The organism is Lysobacter sp. CA196, assembly GCF_052078695.1.
Taxonomy (GTDB): Bacteria; Pseudomonadota; Gammaproteobacteria; order Xanthomonadales; family Xanthomonadaceae; genus Lysobacter.
Window position 1 is genome coordinate 336,499 of record NZ_JBQJIN010000001.1, and the last position, 20,446, is coordinate 356,944.

Consider the following 20,446-nt stretch of genomic DNA (forward strand, 5'->3'; position numbering starts at 1 on the left):
CGCTCTCCCCTCGCCGGCCGCGCCGGCTGTCGAGGAGATTAGGAACCGCCGCCCAGGCCCGCGCAAGCGACGAAAGTTGGGGTCCGGGGCCGGCCTCTCTCGCCGAACCGGGAGAAACGGCCCCAGAGCCGTCCAGATCGATGAACCTGCGGCCAGCGATGCGTTCGGGTTACGTTAGCTTGTGTTCTCGGCGAATCCACCACCCACAAATCAATAGATCCCCGCACGATGAGGAAACAGACGCCCGGCAGTCACCCGCGGCCCGCCTTCGTGTCGGCGCCATAGACCGCATCCCGCAGGTCGGTGACGAAAGTCCCGGACATGCCTTCGTACAGGGTGTTGGTGAAAGCCACCACGCTGAGGCCCTGTGCAAGATCGACGAACCATGAGTGCCCGTACGCACCACCCCAGCGCCAAGTGCCTGGCGACTCAGGCGAGGCGGCGGCGCGCGGATCCCGCAGCACCGAAAAGCCCAGGCCAAAACCGAACCCAGGGGCATCCGGCAGCGTAAATCCATGGGTCTGGTCACGACCCATTTCCTCTACCAATACAGGCGGCAGCAAGGGACTACCACCCTTGCGCAGCATTTCCAGCAAGCGCAGGAAATCCCCAGCACTGCCGACCATGCCTACTCCGCCGGATGGAAACGCGCCGACATCGAAGGCACGCGCCGGTGCGAAACGGATGCCGACCGCGCTTTCGAAGGCAGAGACGACCTCCAGCTCTCGCATGCGACGCGGCGCAGGAGTGTCGTTGACGTAAGCCGTTGCCAGTCGGTCCGCATCGCGCGCAACGAAGCCGGTGTCGTTCATACCCAGCGGCCCGGTCACCAACGCTTGCACGGCCTCGTCCAGCGGCTGGTCGCAGACCCGCTCGATCACTGCGCCCAGCACGTCGATAGCCAACGAGTAGGCCCACGAAGTTCCCGGCGCATACAACAGCGGTACGCTGGCAAGGCGCCGCAGGTTCTCAGCGAGCGTGATGCCGGTCATGTCCATACCATCGGAAACGCCAGCCTGAGCATACGGGCCGCTGTCGTCGGCCTCGAAGAAGCGATAGCCGAGACCGGCCATGTGGCTCAACAGATGCCGGGGCGTAATGTGTACCGCCCCGGCGCCGGGCAAACGCGGCTGGAAATCGGGCAGCCAGCGTTCGATGCCTTCGTCCAGCTTGAGCCGCCCCTGCCCGACCAGCACCATCGCCGCCGTGGAGACGATCGGTTTACTCACCGAGGCCAGGCGGAATAGCGTGTCCTCGGTCATCGTCCGCATCGCTTCGCGATCAGCGCTGCCGGCTGCACGCCGATGGATAAGTTCGCCGTCCTTGGCGACCAGCACTACCGCACCGACCAGACGTTGGTCGGCGAGAGCTCGGTCGACAACCGCATCGACACGCGCGGCGAAATGCACCGGCGGTACGCCGATGCGCAAACTGAACCGCTGGACTGACATGGCGCATTCCTTCCTTCTTGATTGGATCGTCTAGCCGACATCCCGCCAGAAGCAGCCAGCAGAGACAGGGCGGGAAGCAGGACAGTTCGCTTGGAACATCCGCTGGCAACAGCCCTTATTCGGGCATGACCGTGCTTGTCGAGCAGTCGTTGCGACTCACTCTGCCGCGCCGTCCACACACTTCGCGTCGCGAAACAGCGACCACTCTTCACATTTCCGGCCATCAGGCAGCTTGCACATGCCGTACTCGCCACCGTCCTTGTCCTTCCTCGTCTCCAACTTTCCGCCGAGCTTCACGCAATGAACGGATGCGGGATTGGCCACGCCGACACGGGGAACAAGCTCTGTGCCTTCGCTCTTCTTGCCCTTGTCCAACGCGTTGACGCAGGACGCCAAAGCAACGGCCACGACGCAGGCCACGACATACTGATAGTTGAATTTCATCCGGAACCTTCTGCTTGATGAGGATTGATTGATCAAAATATTCATATCGACCGGCAATCGAGCAGCGAGCAGCAGCCCGTACAGCTCGATCATTCACTTGCACTCGTGGTACTCGCATCGCTTCTCGACGGCCACTTGCTCCACCTACCCGGCCAGGGCTCTATGAATCTCTATCTGAGCGGTGGGGCTCGACAATGGGAGCGAACGACCCGAGCGCATGCTGTATCCAGGCCCCGCAGAGACCATGCAGCATGTTTGCCGCCTCATCGGTCTCGCTACGAACAGACACCGTAATCGACCCCAGCACCGTGTCGATCGTGCTGACCACCACGAACTCAACGACGTCTTTTTCGTCCAGAACCACGCTATTCGCCCTCGCCGAAAGAGCCGACGCAGGCATCACAGAAGAGATCCGAAACAATCGACGGGGTACAACTGCATACGGGGATTAATGGCATTCGAACAAGGCCTCCGGCCCGTGCACTTGCGGCACCCCAGTCGTCGACTGGAGCCCTCTGCGGTTCAAACGAATCCGTTTCCACAAAGCGCGTGTCGTTTCTCTTGGGTAGCGGCGTCGCTCTCGCCGATTCCCTCGGCATGGGGAGGCGAACTTGCGTGGCGGCCATCGTGTTCGCGACGAGTGCCGTACTGCTGGCGAGGGTTCTCATTGCCCCGTTCGCCTTGCGCCTTCCCGTAATTTTCCTGGCATTTGGAAGCCGCACGACTGATCCGCTCTCTGTTTCGAGTCAGGCCTCCGTCCCGCCTGAGCACCTCTCTGTGGACGGCGCTGTGCTCTCCGAAAACCGCACCCAGGGAGTTCCAGACGCGTCGCTCGTTCCATCGCAGGTAGCGCACATACACCGCACGCGACGAGCCGAACTCTTTCGGCAGCTCGGTCCATGCACTTCTTGTAGACAGGACCCAGAGCACCGCATTGACGAAGTCCCGGTAGATGGCCGGCCGATTCGTCGCTATGGCCGCCCTTCTTCCCGACAACATCGCGACGAACAGGGCCCACTGCTCGTCGTTCAACTGAACCAATCGACCTTTCGTCTTCTTCATCTGGCCCTTCTTGTCTCGACTGAACGACATGCCTCTGCCCGTTCGAAACGCAGTGCATTACGCCGTTCCCGGCTTGAGAACGCGCCCCGCCGTTTTTCGTGCAGGCGGGACCCATTGAAAGCACTGAACTTGCGCGCGCATTGCAGCCGCACAGCCATCCAGTTCTATTTCGCCCCGTCAACCTGCACTTCGACGCGGCGGTTCGGCGCCAGGCATCCGATTAGCTCGGCGCGATCGCGCAGGCTGCAGGCTTTCACGGGCTCGTCGCTGCCGACGCCCATTGCGGAGATCGGTGCGCCGACGCCTTGGTCCAGCAGAAACCGACGGACCGTCGACGCGCGCAGCGTCGACAGGGTCTTATTGGCAAGGTCGCTGCCGATTCTGTCCGTATGGCCTTTGATCCGGATTTCGCGCACCGAGCGAAGGCCCTTGAGGTTTCCAGCCATCTCCATGAGTTCAGCGCGGCCTTGTTCTTTCATCCCGGCGAGGTCGCCCCGACCGAACTGGAACAGCGCATCGGACGATAGCGTCACCGACCGCGAAGGGGTCGGAAGGTCGTCCACATCGGCCACCGGCTTGAGGATGTCGGCGCAGGAAGCCGGGGACCAATGGAAGCTTCGTCCCTTGTAGCCGCTATCGAATATGACCTTGTATTGGCACTGCGCGATTTCGCCGTCGGCCATCTTGAAGTTGAACAGATAGTCCCATTCGCGTACGCCCGCATAGCCCTCGCGGAAGTGGGGCCTGCCGACCAGGGCGGACAACTGGTCTTTCGTTACCCCCGGGCCGATCGTGCGCAGGTTGTCGATGTTCGGGAAGGTGCCGTCCTTGAGAACGATGCGGTTTCTATCGGGAAAAACGACATCCCGCGCGGTGCCGTCGGGGGCGATGTCGCGGCTGACATGGCGGGTGCCGCACCCGGTACCGACTGCGGCAATCGAGACGGCCAGGGTGAACAACCCCAGCCGATGGAGAAGAGCGCTTTTCATTGTTTTTACCTGGATGTGTTTGTTTAGCAGCCTGCGTCGCGTCCTGGCGACGCAAGCCCGCTTAGAGCCTGGGCAGCTCTGCCGTTACCACTGGATGCCTGCGCCCACCGAGAACCCCCACTCGCGTGCGGTGTTTCCGCTGGCCTGCGCTTTGTAGACGTAGCGCCCGTTCTCGGTAACGCCCGACAGGCCGACCGCCAGGCCGACTTCGCTCTGGTATCCGCCGACGCCGACCGCGAGCATGCTCTTGCCCGGCAGGTAGGCCTGCGGCAAACCCGCCATGGCCATCGCCGAGGCGGTCGCGCCCCGGTAATTACGGTTCAGCGTCCAGACGTCGTTCTCGATCTGGTTGATCCGGCTGTCGGTGTAGTTGTTGGCCTGGGTGATCGCATGGTTGACGCCTGCGTTGAGCTGGCTCACGTTGACCGCGTCGGTACCCGCGATGCCCGGCGCGACGCCAGTCACGGTGCGCCCGCCCATGTTCACTTCGCCCGTCGAAGTGCTGCGGCCCACATAGGCTGCGTTGTAGTTGGCCTGGGCTCCGACGGTCGTAGCCGACCCGGCGCCGAGCGCAACACTGTTGGCGTGGGTCGCGCGGGCGCCGTAGCCGACCGCCGTGCTCGCAGTGGCCGATGCAGAGGCGCCAGTGCCGATGGCCGAGCTGTTGCCTCCCGAAGCGCTGCTGCCGTTGCCGACGGCCAACGCGTTGTTGCCGGCCGCGGCCGCACCGGCACCGCCCGCGGCCGAGTTGGTCCCGGTCGGGCGCGGCGGCGGCGAGTTGTGGTCCTGGCTGACCTGGAACATGCCCGAGGCGCCGTTCTCGACATTGGTAACGCGGTTATCGAACTTGTTCACCGTGTCGCCGATCTGGGTGACCGAGCCTTCGACGTTGGTCACCCGGTTGTCGATGTTGGCGACATCGGTCTTGATGTTGGTGATGTCGCCCTCGACGTTGGTGACTCGGTTGTCGAGGTTGTCGATGCGCGTGTTGACGGTGCTGATCTGGGTGTTGGTGTACTGGATGGAAGAATCCGTGCCGGCCTTGAGCTGGTCGACGTTCACCGCATCCGTACCGGCAATGCCCGGCGCCACGCCGGTCATCGTGCGCCCGCCGATGTTCACTTCGCCGGTCGAGTTGCTGCTGCCGACATAGGCGGCGTTGTATCCGCTTTGCGCGCCGACCGTGGTGGCCGAACCGGCACCGAGCGCCACGCTGTTGGCATGGGTGGCTTGCGCGCCTGCGCCGATGGCCAGACTGTTGAGGGTCAAGGCTTGCGCGCCCGAACCGAACGCGAGGGCGTCCTTATCGCTTGCCTTCGCCCCCAGGCCTACCGCCACGCTCTCCTCGCCCGTAGCCTCGGCATCCTTGCCCGCGGCGATGGCATCCGCACCGGTGGCGCCGTCGTTGTTCTCGTTGCCGCCGCCGCTGGAGTTGACGCTGTAGTACTTGGTCTTGTTCGCGACAACCGCGTCGGTCAGCTGCGAGACATTGACCGCATCGGTCGGGTCGGTGCCCGCGGCGACGTTGACGATCTTCGTGCCGCCGGCGTCGATCCCGACATTGGTGACGCTCGGGCCACCGACGATGGTCAGGCCTTGGTTGTTGATCGTGGTGTTGCCGGCGGTCACGCTGTCGACCTTCAGGTCCTTCGCGAGATTGAAGCTGACGTTGTCGCTGTCGGCCGTCTTGCTGACCACGATGTTGCCATCGCTGTTGCTCAGGTCCACCGTCTCGCCCGGCGCCACGTTGCTGCTGTTGGCGCCCTGCGCGCTCACGTTCCAACCCTTGTTGGCGGTGGTGTTGACCTCGTTCAACTGCGACACGTTCACCGCGTCGGTGTCCGCGGTACCGGCGGTCACGCCGCCGATCTTGCCCGTGCCGCCTTCGTTGATCGTCACGTTGCCGAACTTCGGCGCATCCGCCATCTGCAACTGGATCGCACCCGTAGCCGGGTCGGTCACCGTCTTCAGGTTGCCGCCGCTGTAGGTCCCGGCCGTGGTCGCATCGCCCTTGATCGCCAGCGTCTGGCCCAGGTCGCGATGCACATCGCCGGCGGCGTTGTCGTTGCCGGTGAAATTCAGGCCCTTGGAGGTCAGTTCGATGCTGGTCTGGGTCAGCTGACTCACGTTCACCGCATCGCTCGGGTTCACGCCCGCCGCGACATTGGTGATGGTGGTCGGCCCCGTACCGCCCGGATTGAGGGTCACGCTGTTGTAGTTGACCGTGCCGTCCGGGTTCAGGTCATAGCGCACCGCCTGGTCGCCCAGCGCGTCGATGGCCTGGTGGGTAGCGAACAGCTGCGAGCCGTTGATCGCATCGGTGCTGGTGGCGCCGATGCGGCCTGCGGCGAGGTTGGTCAAGGTGCGCTCGGCGCCCACGCTACCGATGCTCACGGTACTTTGCGGGGCGGTCCCGGCGAAGTTATAGACCTTGCCGAGAATGGTGGTCGAAGCAGTGCCGACCGCCGCCGCCTCGACCGAGCCTTTACCCAATGCCACGCCGCCCGCAACCGTCGCGACCGAGCCGTCGCCCAAGGCGGTGCCGCCGGCACCGGCGGACGCGCCCGCACCGATGGCTACCGAACCGGTTGCGGTGGCGCCGGTGCCGATCGCGACGGCGTCGACGCCGCTGGACTTCGAGTTCTTGCCCAGCGCGATCGCCCCATCCGCACTGGCCAGCGCCTGCGTTCCGAGCGCCACGGTGTCGTTGGCGATTACCGGGTTCAACCCGACGATAAAACCGTCGGCGTCCAACGTCACGTCAGCGCCGGCCTGTTTGCCGAGCGCTACGTTACCGTTGCCCTGCACCCCGTTCCCGGCATATGCGCCCAGCGCGACGTTGTGGTCGCCTTGGGAGAAAAACCCCGAATATTGACCCATGCCGATGTTGCTGTTGCCTGTAGAGAACGATCGTCCCTCTGGGCCGAATGCAACATTGTTGTCGCCGGCCGCAGCCGCACCCGCACCGAAACCCAGATAGCTGTTTCCGCTGCCCGTCGACTGGAGGCCCGCGAGGAGGCCGATATTCGTGTTTCGGTCGCCAGTCAGAAACGAGCCGGCGCCACTGCCGATACTCGTATTGCTCTCACCGCGAACCGATTGCCCAGAGCTGATACCAATCGCCGTGTTGTTGTTCCCGCTGGAATTCGATCCTGCTATCGCACCTACGAACGTGCTCCCTTTTTCATTTGTGGTGCCCGACCCGGCGCCACTGCCAACGGCCACGCTCAATGAGCCGGCTGCGTTGGCTCCCACTCCCACTGCTACCGAATGACTGCCGGCCGCGGTCGCACCGATGCCGGCGGCCAAGGAACTGATGCCGGTCGCACCGTCATTGTTGTAGTTTCCAGTAGGTGTCCCGCCATCGTTGGTGCTGTAATAGTGGGTCGCCTGACCTGCAACATTCTCGATGGCCAGATTGGTGGCGTGCAGTTGCGAACCGTTGACCGCATCGGTGCTGGTCGCGTTGACGCGGCCCGCGGCCACGTTAGCGATCTGGCGCTCGTTTCCGACCGAACCGACCGAGACTACGCCCACTGGCACTGCGCCTGCGTACGTATAGGTCCTGCCGCCGATGACGCCGCTCGGCGTGGCCACCGCGGTCATCGTCGTGCTGTTCGCACCCAACGCCACGCTGTTGGCGGTTGTCACCGCTGCATTCGAGCCAAGCGCGGTGCCGTTGTCGACGTTGTCTGCGCTCGCATTCTTGCCGAACGCAGCACCGCCGCTGCCGCCATTGGACGTCGCGATAGCGCCATCGCCAAAAGCGGCCCCACCTCCACCCGCCTGTGCGCCCGCACCAACGGCAACTGAAGCCTTGGCGACGGCGCCGGTACCGATGGCAATCGTGTTGACGCCCAAGGCCTGCGTGTCGGCGCCGATAGCGACGGCCTTGTTTGCGCTAGCCCTGGCATTGCTGCCCAAGCTGATCGTATCGTCGGCAGAAACATTTTTGCCGGCGCCATTGCCGACAGCTATGTTGTTATTGCCGACTACGCTATTGCCGGCAAACGTGCCAGCAGCGTAGTTGCTATTGCCCTTTACATCTCGACCCGCTTGATAGCCCATGACGGCATTGAAACTGCCCCCGGCCCGCTGGCCCGATTCCCGGCCTATCGCGACATTATTGTCGCCATTAGCCTGCCATCCCGCGTAGGTGCCGATCGCGGTATTGTCCGACCCGAAAACGCCGCGCCCCGCATAAGCGCCAAACGCCGTGTTATTGCTTCCGTTGATGCTGTCTGCCGAGAAGGCACCTACAGCTAAATTATTGCTGCCCCTGACATCATTGCCCGCCGCATAACCGAAAGCGGAGTTGTCGTCGCCTGCAACGTACCTGCCGGAGTCGGCTCCGACACCCGTATTGTGAGCGCCCACGATATTGCTGCCGGCATTGTTTCCCACCGCAGTTTGCGAGCTGCCGGCCACATTCTGGCCCGCCGAGCTGCCTATCGCATTGTTGTAGTCGCCGGCAACATTGTTGCCTGCCAGACTACCCTGCGAATTATTGTTCCGTCCGGTGACGTAGCGCCCAGCGTACGATCCGACAGCAGTATTGTAATGACCGGTAACATCCTGCCCGGCACGAAAACCGAAAGCCGAGTTGTATTCGCCAGCGGCGGCCGTATCTCCCTTTATCCGCTGCCCTGCCTCGAATCCGACGGCGGCGTTATAGTTTCCGCTAACGCCATTGCCGGCGCCGGCGCCGATGCCGATATTGCCCGCATTGGAAGCCAGTCCCCCTACCCCGGCGCCATCGCCCACGTAGAGATCATTCGTACCTGCGGCTACCGCGTTGCGCCCGATAGCGATCGCATTCGCGCCAGAGGCTACAGCGCCCTGACCACAAGCCACCTCGTCGCCGCTGCCCGACGCCGTGCCTACAGGTAGACCCGTAATAGCGTCCCTACATACCGCATCCGCAGCCCATGCCGATGCCGCTGGCATCAGCCAGCCCGACGACATCAATACGGAGGCCAAAGCGGCAGCGAGCGCCGTATGCTGGTGACCAGAGCGACGCTTACCGCCGACAGCTCTGTTGCGGCCGTTGCTGGCCAGTTCCGATGCCACCACCCATTGGTTCAGGCTCGGATTCCAGATGTGACTGAAGAATTTGTTCATAAGTCTTTGAGTGATCTTTCGTAGCTGAGGAATGTTCTGACAGAGCTGAAATATTTCTCATGTATGTCAAAGACTTACCGGAAATTTTTCGGCGATGTACACGTTTGGCCCGTCATCCGAACCGACGGATCAGGCGATTGCTCCTGCCTGCCTTGTCATCAAAGTTCGTGATACGAGGCACAATTCAGACATTCACTTTCCTGTGACGCGCGACACGTTCTCATAGAGAGCTGAGATGACTACTCCTGCCCCCTCTACAGCTCCGAACGACGACACGGCGGGCGTAATCACACGGCTGCTGGGGCAGACGGCTGGGCAGGAGGCCGCGACCTGGGAGCGCATCTACGCCCTGCTCTACGACGACCTTCGTCGGATCGCCGGCTCGCAGTTGCGCAAGCTTCAACAGTCGGGGTTTTCTCCTACCTCGCTGGTCAGCGAAACCTGGCTGAAGCTGGCCGGCACGGACTTGAATCCCAGCAACCGTCGCCACCTCACCTTGCTGATGACCAGGGCGATGCGTTTCGTGTTAGTGGACGAGGTACGCCGGGTGCAGACCATCAAGCGGGGCGAAGGCGCAGAGGAATTGCCCTTGGAGGAAGCCGTGGCCATGGCCGAGACGGACATCGGCAAGGGCGAGCAGTTGATCGCCCTCAACGAGGCCTTGGACGAGTTGTCCAAGGTCAACGAGCGCATGGCACGCGTGGTCGAGCTGCGCTACTTCGGTGGGCTGACCGAAGCCGAAGTCGCCGCGCTCGAAGGCGTGACGACCCGCACCATCACCCGCGATTGGCGAACGGCGCGCGCATGGCTGCAGACGCAGTTGAGCGAAGCGCCGATTCCGCTCTGAGGCCGAGATGGGCCACTCCGACGACGAAAGCACTTCGCCCGGCGGTTCGGGTTCGAAGCTCTCTGCGCGTCTGCTCGATCTCTTCGGCGAGCTGGTTTCGGCCAGCGCCGCGCAACGCAGCGCGATCCTCCAGCAGCTTTCGCTCGACGATCCGCCGCTGCACGACGCGCTTACGCAAATGCTCTGCGCGGACGCAAGCCATTCGCCGCTGGATTCGTCGCCGCTGTCCCTGCTGCCCTCCCATTCGTCGGCTCCCTCCTCCGACCCAAGCCCGGAGATGGAGCGCAGAATCGGGACCCGGCTGGGGGCCTGGCAGATAGACGGCGTGCTCGGCCGCGGCGGCATGGGAACCGTGTACAGCGCGCATCGGGCCGATGGACAGTACGAGCAGGAAGTGGCGTTGAAGACGATCAGCGCGGCGGTGCTGTCGCCGGCGACCCGCGCCAACTTTCTGATCGAACGCAACGTGCTGGCGCGCCTGGTCCATCCGGACATCGCGCCGCTGCTCGACGCCGGTGTCGATGCCGACGGCGTGCCCTGGTTCGTCATGCAGAAAGTCGAAGGCGCGCCGATCGATGCCTGGTGCGATCAGCGCAAGCTCGACTTGCGCCAGAGAGTGCAGCTACTCGCATCCGCCTGCGACGCGGTGGCATTCGCGCATCGCCGCGGGATTCTGCACCAGGATCTGAAGCCCTCCAATCTGCTCGTGACCCCGGAAGGCAAGCCACGGCTGCTGGATTTCGGGCTGGCGATTCTGCTGCAGGCAGGCGGAACCACGCCCGGCGTGCCGATAGCGATCAGCTCCGGTTATGCCGCACCGGAGATCCTTCACGGCTCGGCGCCCACTCCGGCCATGGATGTGTACTCTCTGGGCGTCGTGCTGTATCGCTTGCTATGCGGGCAATGGCCGGTCGCCGAGCAGGCGAACGCGCTCCCGCTCAGGGGACGCGGCACGGCGCTCCCCCCCCGGGCACCGAGCCTGCTTGCGCTGCAACTGGGCAGCACCGCCGTTGCCGAGCGTGGCGAACCCGATGCCCGCAGGCTGTCCCGGCGGCTGCGGGGCGATCTGGATGCCATCGCCATGCGTTGCGTTGCCGTAGACCCGGAACAGCGCTACGCCTCGGTGGAGGCATTGCATGACGACCTGCAGCGCTGGCTGGGGTGCCGACCGGTATCGGCCAGAGCAGGCGGCCGGGCCTACCGCATGGGCCGAATGATCCAACGGCACCGGGTCGCGGCCGCCATATCCTCAGTGCTCGTGCTCGCGCTCGTGGCTGGCACCGCTGCCACCGGCTGGCAGTATCTGCGCGCACAGAACGAGCTTGCCGCGTATCGCGCGGTAGGCGAGTTGTTCGAGAAGACCCTGGGCGAAGCGACCCGCTCCAACATCGGCAGCGCGCGCCTTCAGCCGATCGCTTTGCTCCAAGCCACCGAACGCCGCCTGCGCCAGCTGGACCTGGGCGGCGACACGATCGTTCTCTCGCACGGCCTGGCTGCGCTTGCGCGGAGCTACCTGGCGATCGGCGACTATCGAAAAGCCACGGCACTGGCCCGCGAAGCTGAGGCACTGGGCAATCGCGATCTTCGGCAGCGCCTGGCGAATTCGACGCTGCTGACAGCGCTGTTGCGCGAGCAGGGCGACATCACCAGAGCCGAGGAAACCGCCCGTCGCGAAATTGCGAGTTCGGACTTTTCACAAGCCGACGATGAGACGAAGGCTGCCTTGCTGGTGGAGCTATCGGAAGTATTGTGGGACCGCGCCCGCTATCAGGACGCCGAGCGACTGCTCGACAAATTGATAGCCGAAGCGCAACACAAGGCAGAGCACGACCCTGTTCCATTGGCGCAGTTGCTCATCATCCGCGCCAAACGGCTGCACAACCAGGACAGGTTTTCCGAAGCGGCGAAACTGTCGGAACGCGCTGAAGCGCTGGCAAAGAATCGGACCGACGTCGCCGAGAAGGCACGCGACGGTCTGATCATATCCTTGACCTTCATCGACGCGAACGAAGCCGTCCGGCTTGCGCAGGAAGCCGTTTCGCGCGACGAGAAGCGCTGGGGCAGCGAACACCCGCAAACAGGCGGGGATTGGATGACCCTGGGCAATGCGCTCGCGGCGAACGGGAACCTGAAAGAGGGCCAGGCGGCGGCGGTACGCGGCCTGGACATCTATCGCAAGGCCTATGGCGAGACGAGCATACGAACCGCCAATTCAATGCGGATCGTGGCCTTGTCGCGCTACGGCCTCGGCGATACCGAGAGCGCGATCGCGTTGGCACGCGAAAGCCTGCGCATTCAACAGGGTGCACTACCCGCGGGTCATCATCGCGTACTGGAGGCTAAATTCGCCCTGGCTTCGCTGATGTCGAAGCAGGCAGCGGCCGAAACGAACGACGATGCACGTAAAAAGGCCGCTGATGAAGCCGTAAGGCTGCTCAGAGAAGTTCTCGATGTCGGGGCCGACAAAGGGATCGCCAAGGCTCGCTGGCGGCGCCCGTACATTGCGTCCTTGCTGATCCTGGGTCGGGTTGGCGAAGCCAAGCAGCAAGCCGAGCTTGCGCTGGCCGAAGCGCGCGCCTTGGGCAGCGCCAAAGCGGTGGTCGCCGCGCGGCTGCAACTGGCCGACATAAAGCTCGCTCAACATGACGACGCAGACGCCGAGCAAGAGCTATACGCCGTATTGCACTATCTGGAAAAAACCCGGGAATTCGACCCGCGCGGGTTGAAGCTTGAGGTGCTGCGGAACCTGGCCAGGATGAAGTTGTCGCAGGGCAAGCCGGCTGAAGCGCGCAAGGAAGCCGAAGCGATGTTGGCCGTCGCCAAGGACATGAAACTTCAAAAAGCGATAGCGGGAGCCGAACGGCTATTGGCCGAGGCAGCCGACCCCGCTGCAAAAGAACGGCGGTAGTCCGCATCCATGTCGCATGGATGCGTTTCTTGATTCGGTATTGCTGGAGGTGCCGGGCCGCCGATCGGCGAAGCCGTGTCTGCGCTCCGCCTCGCACCCGCTCGCGGGTTCCGCTATCGGCCCGGCTGACACGCCGCGATACTTCGGTTGCGATAAGACGATGGAGAAGACGTTCCCGAACTCGCCATGGGCGGGGTGCAGCGCCCATGGCGGCACGGGCTGGCCGACGTACCAGCCTTGGGTGCTAAAGGAATAGAGTGCCGGCCATTACGATTACACCGCTGCCGGAAAGCTTCACGCCATCGCGAAGATCGACGTTGAGCCTGCTCGGGCGGCCCATGTACCGGCCCTGCTCGATGACGATCGCCCGCTCGGTTCCTACCAACCCATGAGCGTCGAGGAATGCCGCCAGCGGTCCGGCCGCGGTGCCGGTTGCGGAGTCCTCCCATAAACCCACGGTGGGATTGAAGAATCGTGCGTACGCAGTGACGCCGTCTGCATGAGGCTCCATCGAGAACAGATAGCAGCCCTCGCCACCGGCCTGGCGAAGCTGGGCCAGCAGGCGCTGCGAATCGGGGCGCGCCTTGTCCACGTCCGTGCGTTTACGCACGGCCACGAGCAAGTGCTGCGCTCCGGTGGTCACCACCTGCGGCGCAGGGTCGCAAATATCCTGCGGATCGAGCCCTAGCGCCGTCGCGAGCCCAGCCAGGTCCTGCGCCTTAGCGAGGAACTCCGGCCGGCCCTGGGTCATGACGGCGCTGGCGCGTCCGCCTTCTACTTTGATGCGCACCGGCAGCACCGCAGGCCCTATCTCCTGCCAGAACTCCTTCTGCGTGCTCAAATCGCCGAGTTGTCCGGTTTCGGCCAGCCACAGCCATGCGCCCAGCGCGTTATGGCCCGCGCCGAACACCTCGGCGCCGCTGGCGGTGAAGGAACGCAACTTTCGGTCCGCATTGGCCGCCACGGGATCGAGCACGAACGTCGTTTCCGCCTGATTGAACTCCCGCGCCACTGCGCGAAGCACGTCGTCCGACAAATCGTCGCCGCCGCTGACGATGGCAAGGGGATTACCGCTCAAGGGGCTCTCCGCGAATACGTCGATGACGGCAAAGTTGAGGTGGCTCATGGCGCTCCCGAATGGGTGAAGGAACAGGGCTTCGAATCCAGGTACGAGCGTGCCTGCGCGAAGCTCGCCCGCCAAACGATCTTTTTTCGGACTAAAGTTAGCTGAGCTAACTTGAAGACCGCAGCGAATGAAACCCCGCGCCCCGCTTCCGAACCTGCCGCTCGCCGCGATTCGCGCCTTCGAGGCGGCGTCCCGCCTGGGGAGCCTGAAAGCGGCGGCCGAGGAAATCTCTGTCACGCCGGCAGCGATCAGCCATCAGATCAAGGCACTGGAGGCATATCTCGGGGCTAACCTATTCGATCGGTTATACCGCTCCGTGCGGCTGACCAGCGCCGGCGAGCGCTTGGCTGCCACGACGCAGCGGGCTTTCAAGGACATCGGCCGAACGCTGGACGAGTTGAAGCTCGACGGGCTTAGCGCAGGCCCTGCGACCTTGAGCATCAGCGCCGCGGCCTCATTCGCCGCGATGTGGCTGGCGCCACGGATCCATCTGTTCCAGGCCTTGTATCCGGCGATCGAAATCCGGCTCGCGGCCGACAGCACGGTGGTGGATCTGGCGCACGACGCCAGCATCGATATCGCATTGCGCTACGGCCCCGGCCCTTACGGCAACGCATTGGACGCGGACAAGCTCTGGCCTTCGGGCGAGGTGTTCCCGGTATGTGCGCCGTCCTTGCTCGCCAGCGGAAGCCTCGATGCGCCCCAGGCATTGGCTCATCACCCGCTGCTGCGAACGGCGCCCCCGCTTGGAGCCGGCATCGCCGGACGACCCGATTGGCTGGCTTGGCTGGCCGCGGCGGGCATGAGCGGGACCGAGGCGACCCGTCTGCTGGAGCGCGGCCCACTCTTCGACAGCACCCAACTGGCGATTGAAGCCGCGATGGCGGGACGCGGCGTTGCGCTCGCTCCAGCCATGCTCGTGCAAGAGGCGATTCGTAGCGGCCGCCTCGCCAAACCGTTCGCCCTTGGCATTCCGGATCCGTATTCGTACTGGATCGTGTGTCGCAAAGACCGGCTGCAAGAAGCTCGCATCGGCGCGTTTCATGGCTGGATCATGCTGGAAGCAGAAAAAGCCGGTGCGGAGCTGCGGCAATCGAAAGCGGAATGATCTGGCAATCACTGTTGTATGGCCTCGGCCAAGCGTCCCCGCTGGCACGACGATTGCCTCCTGGCGGACCAGCGGCCTCCACGAAATCCGTTGTCCTGGATCGCGCCTGACCTACTGCCGCTGCCGGGCTTGCAACGCTCCGGATTGATTCGTTGTATCGAACGCCCTACTTCCAAGGCCGCAAGCTCCGGGTAATGCCAAGCATTGCTACACCTATCGGCTCAAGCGCCCGAAGGCAGATGAGCCGGACCATCGGCAACCCTCGTGCCAGGCCGGGCAGGAACTCTGCTTACATGCTGCGAGCGCTCCGCTGCTGTTCGTCCGGTTGTTGCTGGGCTTCGACGAGTTGTCTATCCCGCTGCTGATTGAACGCCTGCGTTTCGCGCACCGTATCGCGCATGGCGGGAGCCGGCTCGGAAATCGATACACCGGTGTGGAAGCCAGGAATATTCGAGCCGACCCAGAGCTTGCCGTTAGCGACGCCGACCGGCCCGATGCTCTCGGCATCCGGTATGCCGTTGCGCTTGGCCGCGAGCATCGCCGCCGCCACCGTTTCGTCTGGCACCTCGGCCGATACGTTCCCGCGAATCTTCGCGAACATCGCCTTATCCGCAGGAGAAAGGTGCGACAGATCCTGGGCCGCTGCCGACCGTTCCGGTATCGCCCTGCCGACAGCTTCGTCGTTCCGTGCGTAAGGCGGCTCGCGCTGGTTCGAGTGCGTTTCGCCAGCCGCCCTTGAAGGCTCGGCGCGGCCGGTCGCGGTCGCGGTCGCGGTTTGGTTCGGCCGCGTGTCGGGCGGCGGCGCGGGAATCGACGCCGCGGCTGGCTCGGCGACGCGCTCGTCGCGTACTGCCAGCGCCGGTTCCATTGGCTTCGGAGTCTTCTCGGGAGTGAGCGCTTCGTTGTCTGGTCTTGCGGTTTTCTGCAACTCGATCCTGGCCTGCTGCGCAATCGCAAGCGCCTGGACGGTGTCCGGGTCGACACGCCCGGTATCGGGCAGGCCGTGGTCGCGCTGCAATCGGCGAACGGCTTGCTCGGTCGTGGCATCGAAGTGCCCCGGCTCGGGAGTCGGATCGCCCTCGCCACCGCCATAGCCGACACGCTGCAAACGGAACTGCAGCATCTCGACATCGTGTCCGCGGTCGCCGCGGCGCAAGGCGGTGTCGTCCAGCGCGGCTTCCACTGCCGGCGGCACAACCGGCGGCGCGACCTGGGGCTCGAGCTGGGCTGGCGCGTCGGGCGCGGGCGCCGGCTGGGGCTTGGCTGCGTACGGCTCAGGTGGTTTGGTGGCCACCCCATCGGTCGGTGCCGGCTCGGTCATCGCGCGGGTGGGCTGTGCTTCGCGAACGGGAGGCGCCACCAGCGAATCGGCGGAAGAGGCGGCAACGGGCCGCACGCCAGCCAGCGACTCGGCTTTCGTCCGCTCGCCCTCGCCCTGCGGGTTACGCGGCTCCTCGGGTCTTTCGGATGCGAGCGCCGCTACAGGCGACTTTGTTGCCGCGGGCGACGGTGCGCTCGAATCGCGAGGCGCTTGCGGCAACCGCGGCAGCCGCTCGCTGTCGGCATCGGCAAGATCGAGAGCAAGCTCCGGCGCGCGGTCCGCTGCGATCGCTCCAGCCACCGCTTGCTTTGCCGCGGACTGCACGTCGTCGCGCTTCAAACCCAAACGGTTCGCCTCGCGCACGACTTGTTCCAAAGCTTCGTGTTGCTGCGGCGACAGGTTGGCGATTCGCAGTTCCGGAGGGTCCGGCGCCGTGGGCGGTGGCGAGCGCAGATCCAGCATTGCCAGTTGCACTTCAAGCGGGCTCGTGACCGCATGAACACGGTTCGCGCCGTCAGCGTCGCGGCCAATGTGCTCGATCGGGCTGTCGATATCGAATTTGCCATGCGCGTTGAGCCCCAGGTGCAGCGAAGTCGCCAGCGGAGCGACGCCATGCTCCTGCTGGGTGCGCCTTACCGCTTCCAGGGACGCTTCCAGCTGTTCCGGGCTCGGGTCGAGCTTGTGGACTCTGTAGGTCGCCAACAAATCGGCCCGCTCGACATCTTCCAGGGTCGGCGGCTGCCGCTTCGGAATCTCGGCGACCTGCTGCTGATGCAGCGCCAATTGCGGTTGCAGGGCCGCCCGCGTGCTCTCCAGTTCCTGGCGCAGATTGGCTTCGACCACCGCGGGCTGGCCATCGCGCTGCCATTGCCCCTGCGCATCGCGAAAATACAACTTCCCATCCGACGCCATCAGCGCATTGTCCTGCAATGCCGATTGCACCGAGGGCGGCATCGCGCCGAATCGCTCCCAGCCGGCGCTCCGATGCACCATCTGGTAGCGCGCCGCCATCGGGGCGGGACCGTTGGCGATGTTGTCGCGAATCACCTGGTCCGATGCGCGATCGAGTTCGGCCACGCGCTCGGGACTCGCGTGGTCGATTCGGTACATCGGCACGCCGGCTTGCTCGAAGCCCACGACGACTCTGCGGTCCCATGCGCCGGATTGCGGATTGCGCTCCCAATCCGCCCGCCGCAGGCTCACCGGGTCGTTGTCGGCCGCCGGAAGCGAGTACGGATTACGCGGCGGGTCGAGCTTGCCCATGGCCAGTTCCGTTGCGGAATTGCTGGCCCGGTAACTCAGCTCCTCGGCCTTTTCCGGATCGGCGGAGAAGGTCTGCACCACCGGTTTGTTCTGGCCATCGTCGAGCATATCGCCCAGGTCCTGCCGGACCCATTGCAGCCCGTTGGACGCCCAATGAACGCCTTGTCGGTCGGTCTGCTTGAAGGTCTTGTAGCTGTCCAGAACCGTGGCGACGTGCTCGCCCACATGGCTGCCCGCCACGGCCGCGCCGCCAATGACGATGAAGCCGACTACGCCCGGGCCGGTCGCGGCGGCGGTGGCGACCAGGCCGGCCGAGGCGCCGCCGATCCAACCGCCTGTACCGCGCGCGGCGTAGTGGGTCAGCTCGGATTGCGCGGCCAGTGGATTGTCTTGCGACAGCAACGTGCTGGCTCGATCGGCGCTGGCCTTGGCGTCGACCACGCTCGCGGCGATGCCGGCGACGCCGGCTGCTGCCGCTACCTTGGCACCCGGGCTCAGCTGCATCGGCGGCTGATACGGCCGGACTTCGACATTGCCAACTTTCCTGTGCCACTCCGCTATCGCCTCTTCGGCAGGCGGTGCCGCCATCTGTTCGGGAACAGCACGGACCACGGGCGTAGCGCCTTGAGCAAGTTCAGCTACGGTCGCAGCCATCGGCTTCGGTCGATGCAGGGTAGCTGCGACCACCGGATCGGTCGGTTTCGGGCTGCCGTCGTCGGGCACCAGCTTGGTGACTTCACCTGCCGGCAAGTCGCGCTGTGTTTTCGGCATGTACTTGAAGATACTGCCTTCTTCGGAGCGATGAATCACGTTGAGACGTGGATCGTAGGTCTCCGGCAATCGCCGCAATAGCGGTTCGCTGAACAGTGCGTTGTGGTAGTCCGTCATCAGGTTCTGACTGCGCGTACCGAGGCCGTTGCGCAGGTAGCTGCCGCCAATGTCGGAATGCGCGCCCGCTACGCTGACGCTGAGAAAACGTCCATCCTCCGACATCCCCTGAGGAATGATGCGGTCAACCGGAAACTTGGTGCGCTTCTCGTCGGCGGCGTTGATTTGGAAGCCGGACACGACCGAGGGCGGCAAACGCCGATCCAGCTTTTCCATCGCACCGGTCGGCACCGGGTCGTAGAGACCCACCGACATCGGCGTGTACCCGGGGGCTTGATGGAAGTGCGGGTAGGCCTTCGTGAGAGTTCCGTGCTCGTCTTGGACGTACTCAGGACGGTATAAGTTGGGAATGCCACGGTCGTGAATCATTTGCGCCAACAATGGAACTTGGCTAGCCCCTCGACTGAATCCCTCAGCATGGATAGCAATCTTCGCGTCAGGATCAATCTTGTAGATCTTCTGCGCACGATCTACCAAACTTTGGTAGGTGCGCTCGGCGATTGACTCACTAGAACGCCCGGTAGCCGCGTCTATATTTTTTGCAAGGATGCTTTCCTGCGTCCCGGGACCGGCTTCGTACTCGACAAAGATTCGTTTATGGCCTGATCGCCTGAGGTTAAGGACCTCATCGTTGAACTTGGCAACATTGGTGGCATGCAGTGGGTCTTTCGCGACATCGTTACCGGTACCGTCCATCAGCCCGATCAAAAGGTACGAGTGGCGATCCTGGGCGTCGTACAACGCGGGCACCTTGAACTTATACAGTTCATCAGCAGCCCGGTCGTAGCTGCTCAGATGCTCTGCTGTCGCCGCGTAGTACGAAACGTCCGCCTTCGGAAGTCCGTCCTCGGCGAGATGAACTACATGCTTCTTTCTATTGTTGTCATCCATGACGTGCCGCTCCGTTAGTACGTCTTCGACCAAGCCAGCATTAAGTCTTGACAGCCCACAATGTCGGGCCGATCAGGATTCGGGGGGAGCTTGGTGAGCACCATTGCACTCATATAGACATTGATGGTTAGGTCGTTTATTTCCATAAGGATTTCGGGAGGGCGAGTCTTACCGCCCTCGTAACGCGCCCAATCTTCGTTGACATCCTCTTTGTTTACGTTGTGCAGAACCACCTGTTCAGGAAATATTTCCTTGATCAGATCGATTTCAACGTGATGTTCGACGCCATCCAACGAGGTCCATTGGACCTCCACCGGCCCCGGGGGCATCCTGTAGTCCGAGACGATGAAGCTAGCGGCCCAATCCTCTTTCCAATCAGGGACATGGGGCCCACCGGATGGCTGATCCAACTCGCTTTTTAGGGCGAATTGATGCCTCTCGAAGATGATGTTGCAGCGAAGCGTGTTGTATACCCGTGTGCCGAACGAAAACTCATCGAAGGTTAGTGGCCAGGGCATCGGGGTGGAATTGCTCGGGGCCTGGTTGTTCATCGTTATTGCCTTGTAGAAGTTGATGCAAGAGATGCATCAGGTTCGTTGGTAACTACGTTGTCACGGGACAGTGATCTCGACCAGCTCTCCCCTAGTGCCAGTGCTTGCCCCTAGGTAGAAGTATGAGTAGCAAGATTGGCATGACAACGATTGCGGCGCCGAAGGCCAGGATAATTCCTAGTGGCCAGTCGAACTTCCAGATGGTGAACGGCATCAATAGGCACGCTGTTGCCACATACAAAATCGATAAAATCTTTAACATTGATCGCCTCCAAACGTCGCTACTCGTAGGCGCGGGAACGTTCTTCCGCGCACAAAAAGGGGGCGGCGCAAACTGACGTGACGTTGGCAGCAGAGATGGCGCATGAACTGTCCGTGTTGGTCCCGTGTAAGCAAACCCACCGCACTTCATGCGCGATGAGCACCTGCATGCCAGCCATAGGGTCTGGTCAAGGATTCGGGTCAACCGACGCACC

General features: G+C 63.4%; 11 protein-coding genes. 3 read left to right on the forward strand and 8 right to left on the reverse strand.

Annotated features, from left to right (window positions below; all coding sequences use genetic code 11):
- Positions 1-251: 251 nt before the first annotated feature.
- The 5 genes from ACTOWK_RS01375 to ACTOWK_RS01395 form a co-directional block, all read right to left on the reverse strand.
- A complete protein-coding gene (locus ACTOWK_RS01375; RefSeq protein ID WP_441328420.1) occupies positions 252-1,451 on the reverse strand; it encodes a serine hydrolase domain-containing protein in 1,200 nt (399 codons plus the stop codon).
- Positions 1,452-1,607: 156 nt separating this feature from the next.
- On the reverse strand, positions 1,608-1,988 hold the full coding sequence (locus ACTOWK_RS01380) for a putative hemolysin (protein ID WP_441328421.1): 381 nt from the start codon (positions 1,986-1,988) through the stop codon (positions 1,608-1,610).
- 429 nt (positions 1,989-2,417) lie between these two features.
- Positions 2,418-2,957: a transposase gene (locus ACTOWK_RS01385; protein WP_441328422.1), complete on the reverse strand. Its 540-nt coding sequence runs from the start codon at positions 2,955-2,957 to the stop codon at positions 2,418-2,420.
- 164 nt (positions 2,958-3,121) lie between these two features.
- Positions 3,122-3,946 (reverse strand): outer membrane protein assembly factor BamE domain-containing protein, encoded by an 825-nt coding sequence (bamE, locus tag ACTOWK_RS01390; protein WP_441328423.1) that lies wholly within the window; start codon positions 3,944-3,946, stop codon positions 3,122-3,124.
- A gap of 84 nt (positions 3,947-4,030) precedes the next feature.
- Positions 4,031-9,067 (reverse strand): ESPR-type extended signal peptide-containing protein, encoded by a 5,037-nt coding sequence (locus ACTOWK_RS01395; protein WP_441328424.1) that lies wholly within the window; start codon positions 9,065-9,067, stop codon positions 4,031-4,033.
- A gap of 235 nt (positions 9,068-9,302) precedes the next feature.
- On the opposite strand from ACTOWK_RS01395, the gene ACTOWK_RS01400 reads away from it, so the two are divergent.
- Both ACTOWK_RS01400 and ACTOWK_RS01405 read left to right on the forward strand, forming a co-directional pair.
- Positions 9,303-9,914: an ECF-type sigma factor gene (locus tag ACTOWK_RS01400; RefSeq protein WP_441328425.1), complete on the forward strand. Its 612-nt coding sequence runs from the start codon at positions 9,303-9,305 to the stop codon at positions 9,912-9,914.
- Positions 9,915-9,921: 7 nt separating this feature from the next.
- Positions 9,922-12,822: a protein kinase domain-containing protein gene (locus ACTOWK_RS01405; protein WP_441328426.1), complete on the forward strand. Its 2,901-nt coding sequence runs from the start codon at positions 9,922-9,924 to the stop codon at positions 12,820-12,822.
- A 244-nt stretch (positions 12,823-13,066) separates the two neighbouring features.
- Here ACTOWK_RS01405 and ACTOWK_RS01410 read toward each other — a convergent pair whose 3' ends face one another.
- Positions 13,067-13,948: a PhzF family phenazine biosynthesis protein gene (locus tag ACTOWK_RS01410; RefSeq protein WP_441328427.1), complete on the reverse strand. Its 882-nt coding sequence runs from the start codon at positions 13,946-13,948 to the stop codon at positions 13,067-13,069.
- 127 nt (positions 13,949-14,075) lie between these two features.
- Here ACTOWK_RS01410 and ACTOWK_RS01415 point away from each other — a divergent pair, with 127 nt between their 5' ends.
- Positions 14,076-15,056, forward strand: a complete 981-nt coding sequence (locus ACTOWK_RS01415; protein WP_441328428.1) for a LysR substrate-binding domain-containing protein — start codon at positions 14,076-14,078, stop codon at positions 15,054-15,056.
- 289 nt (positions 15,057-15,345) lie between these two features.
- Here ACTOWK_RS01415 and ACTOWK_RS01420 read toward each other — a convergent pair whose 3' ends face one another.
- Positions 15,346-19,419 (reverse strand): phospholipase effector Tle1 domain-containing protein, encoded by a 4,074-nt coding sequence (locus ACTOWK_RS01420; RefSeq protein ID WP_441328429.1) that lies wholly within the window; start codon positions 19,417-19,419, stop codon positions 15,346-15,348.
- A gap of 14 nt (positions 19,420-19,433) precedes the next feature.
- Positions 19,434-19,970, reverse strand: coding sequence for a hypothetical protein (locus ACTOWK_RS01425; RefSeq protein WP_441328430.1), 537 nt, complete (start codon positions 19,968-19,970; stop codon positions 19,434-19,436).
- Between the last annotated feature and the right edge of the window lie 476 nt (positions 19,971-20,446).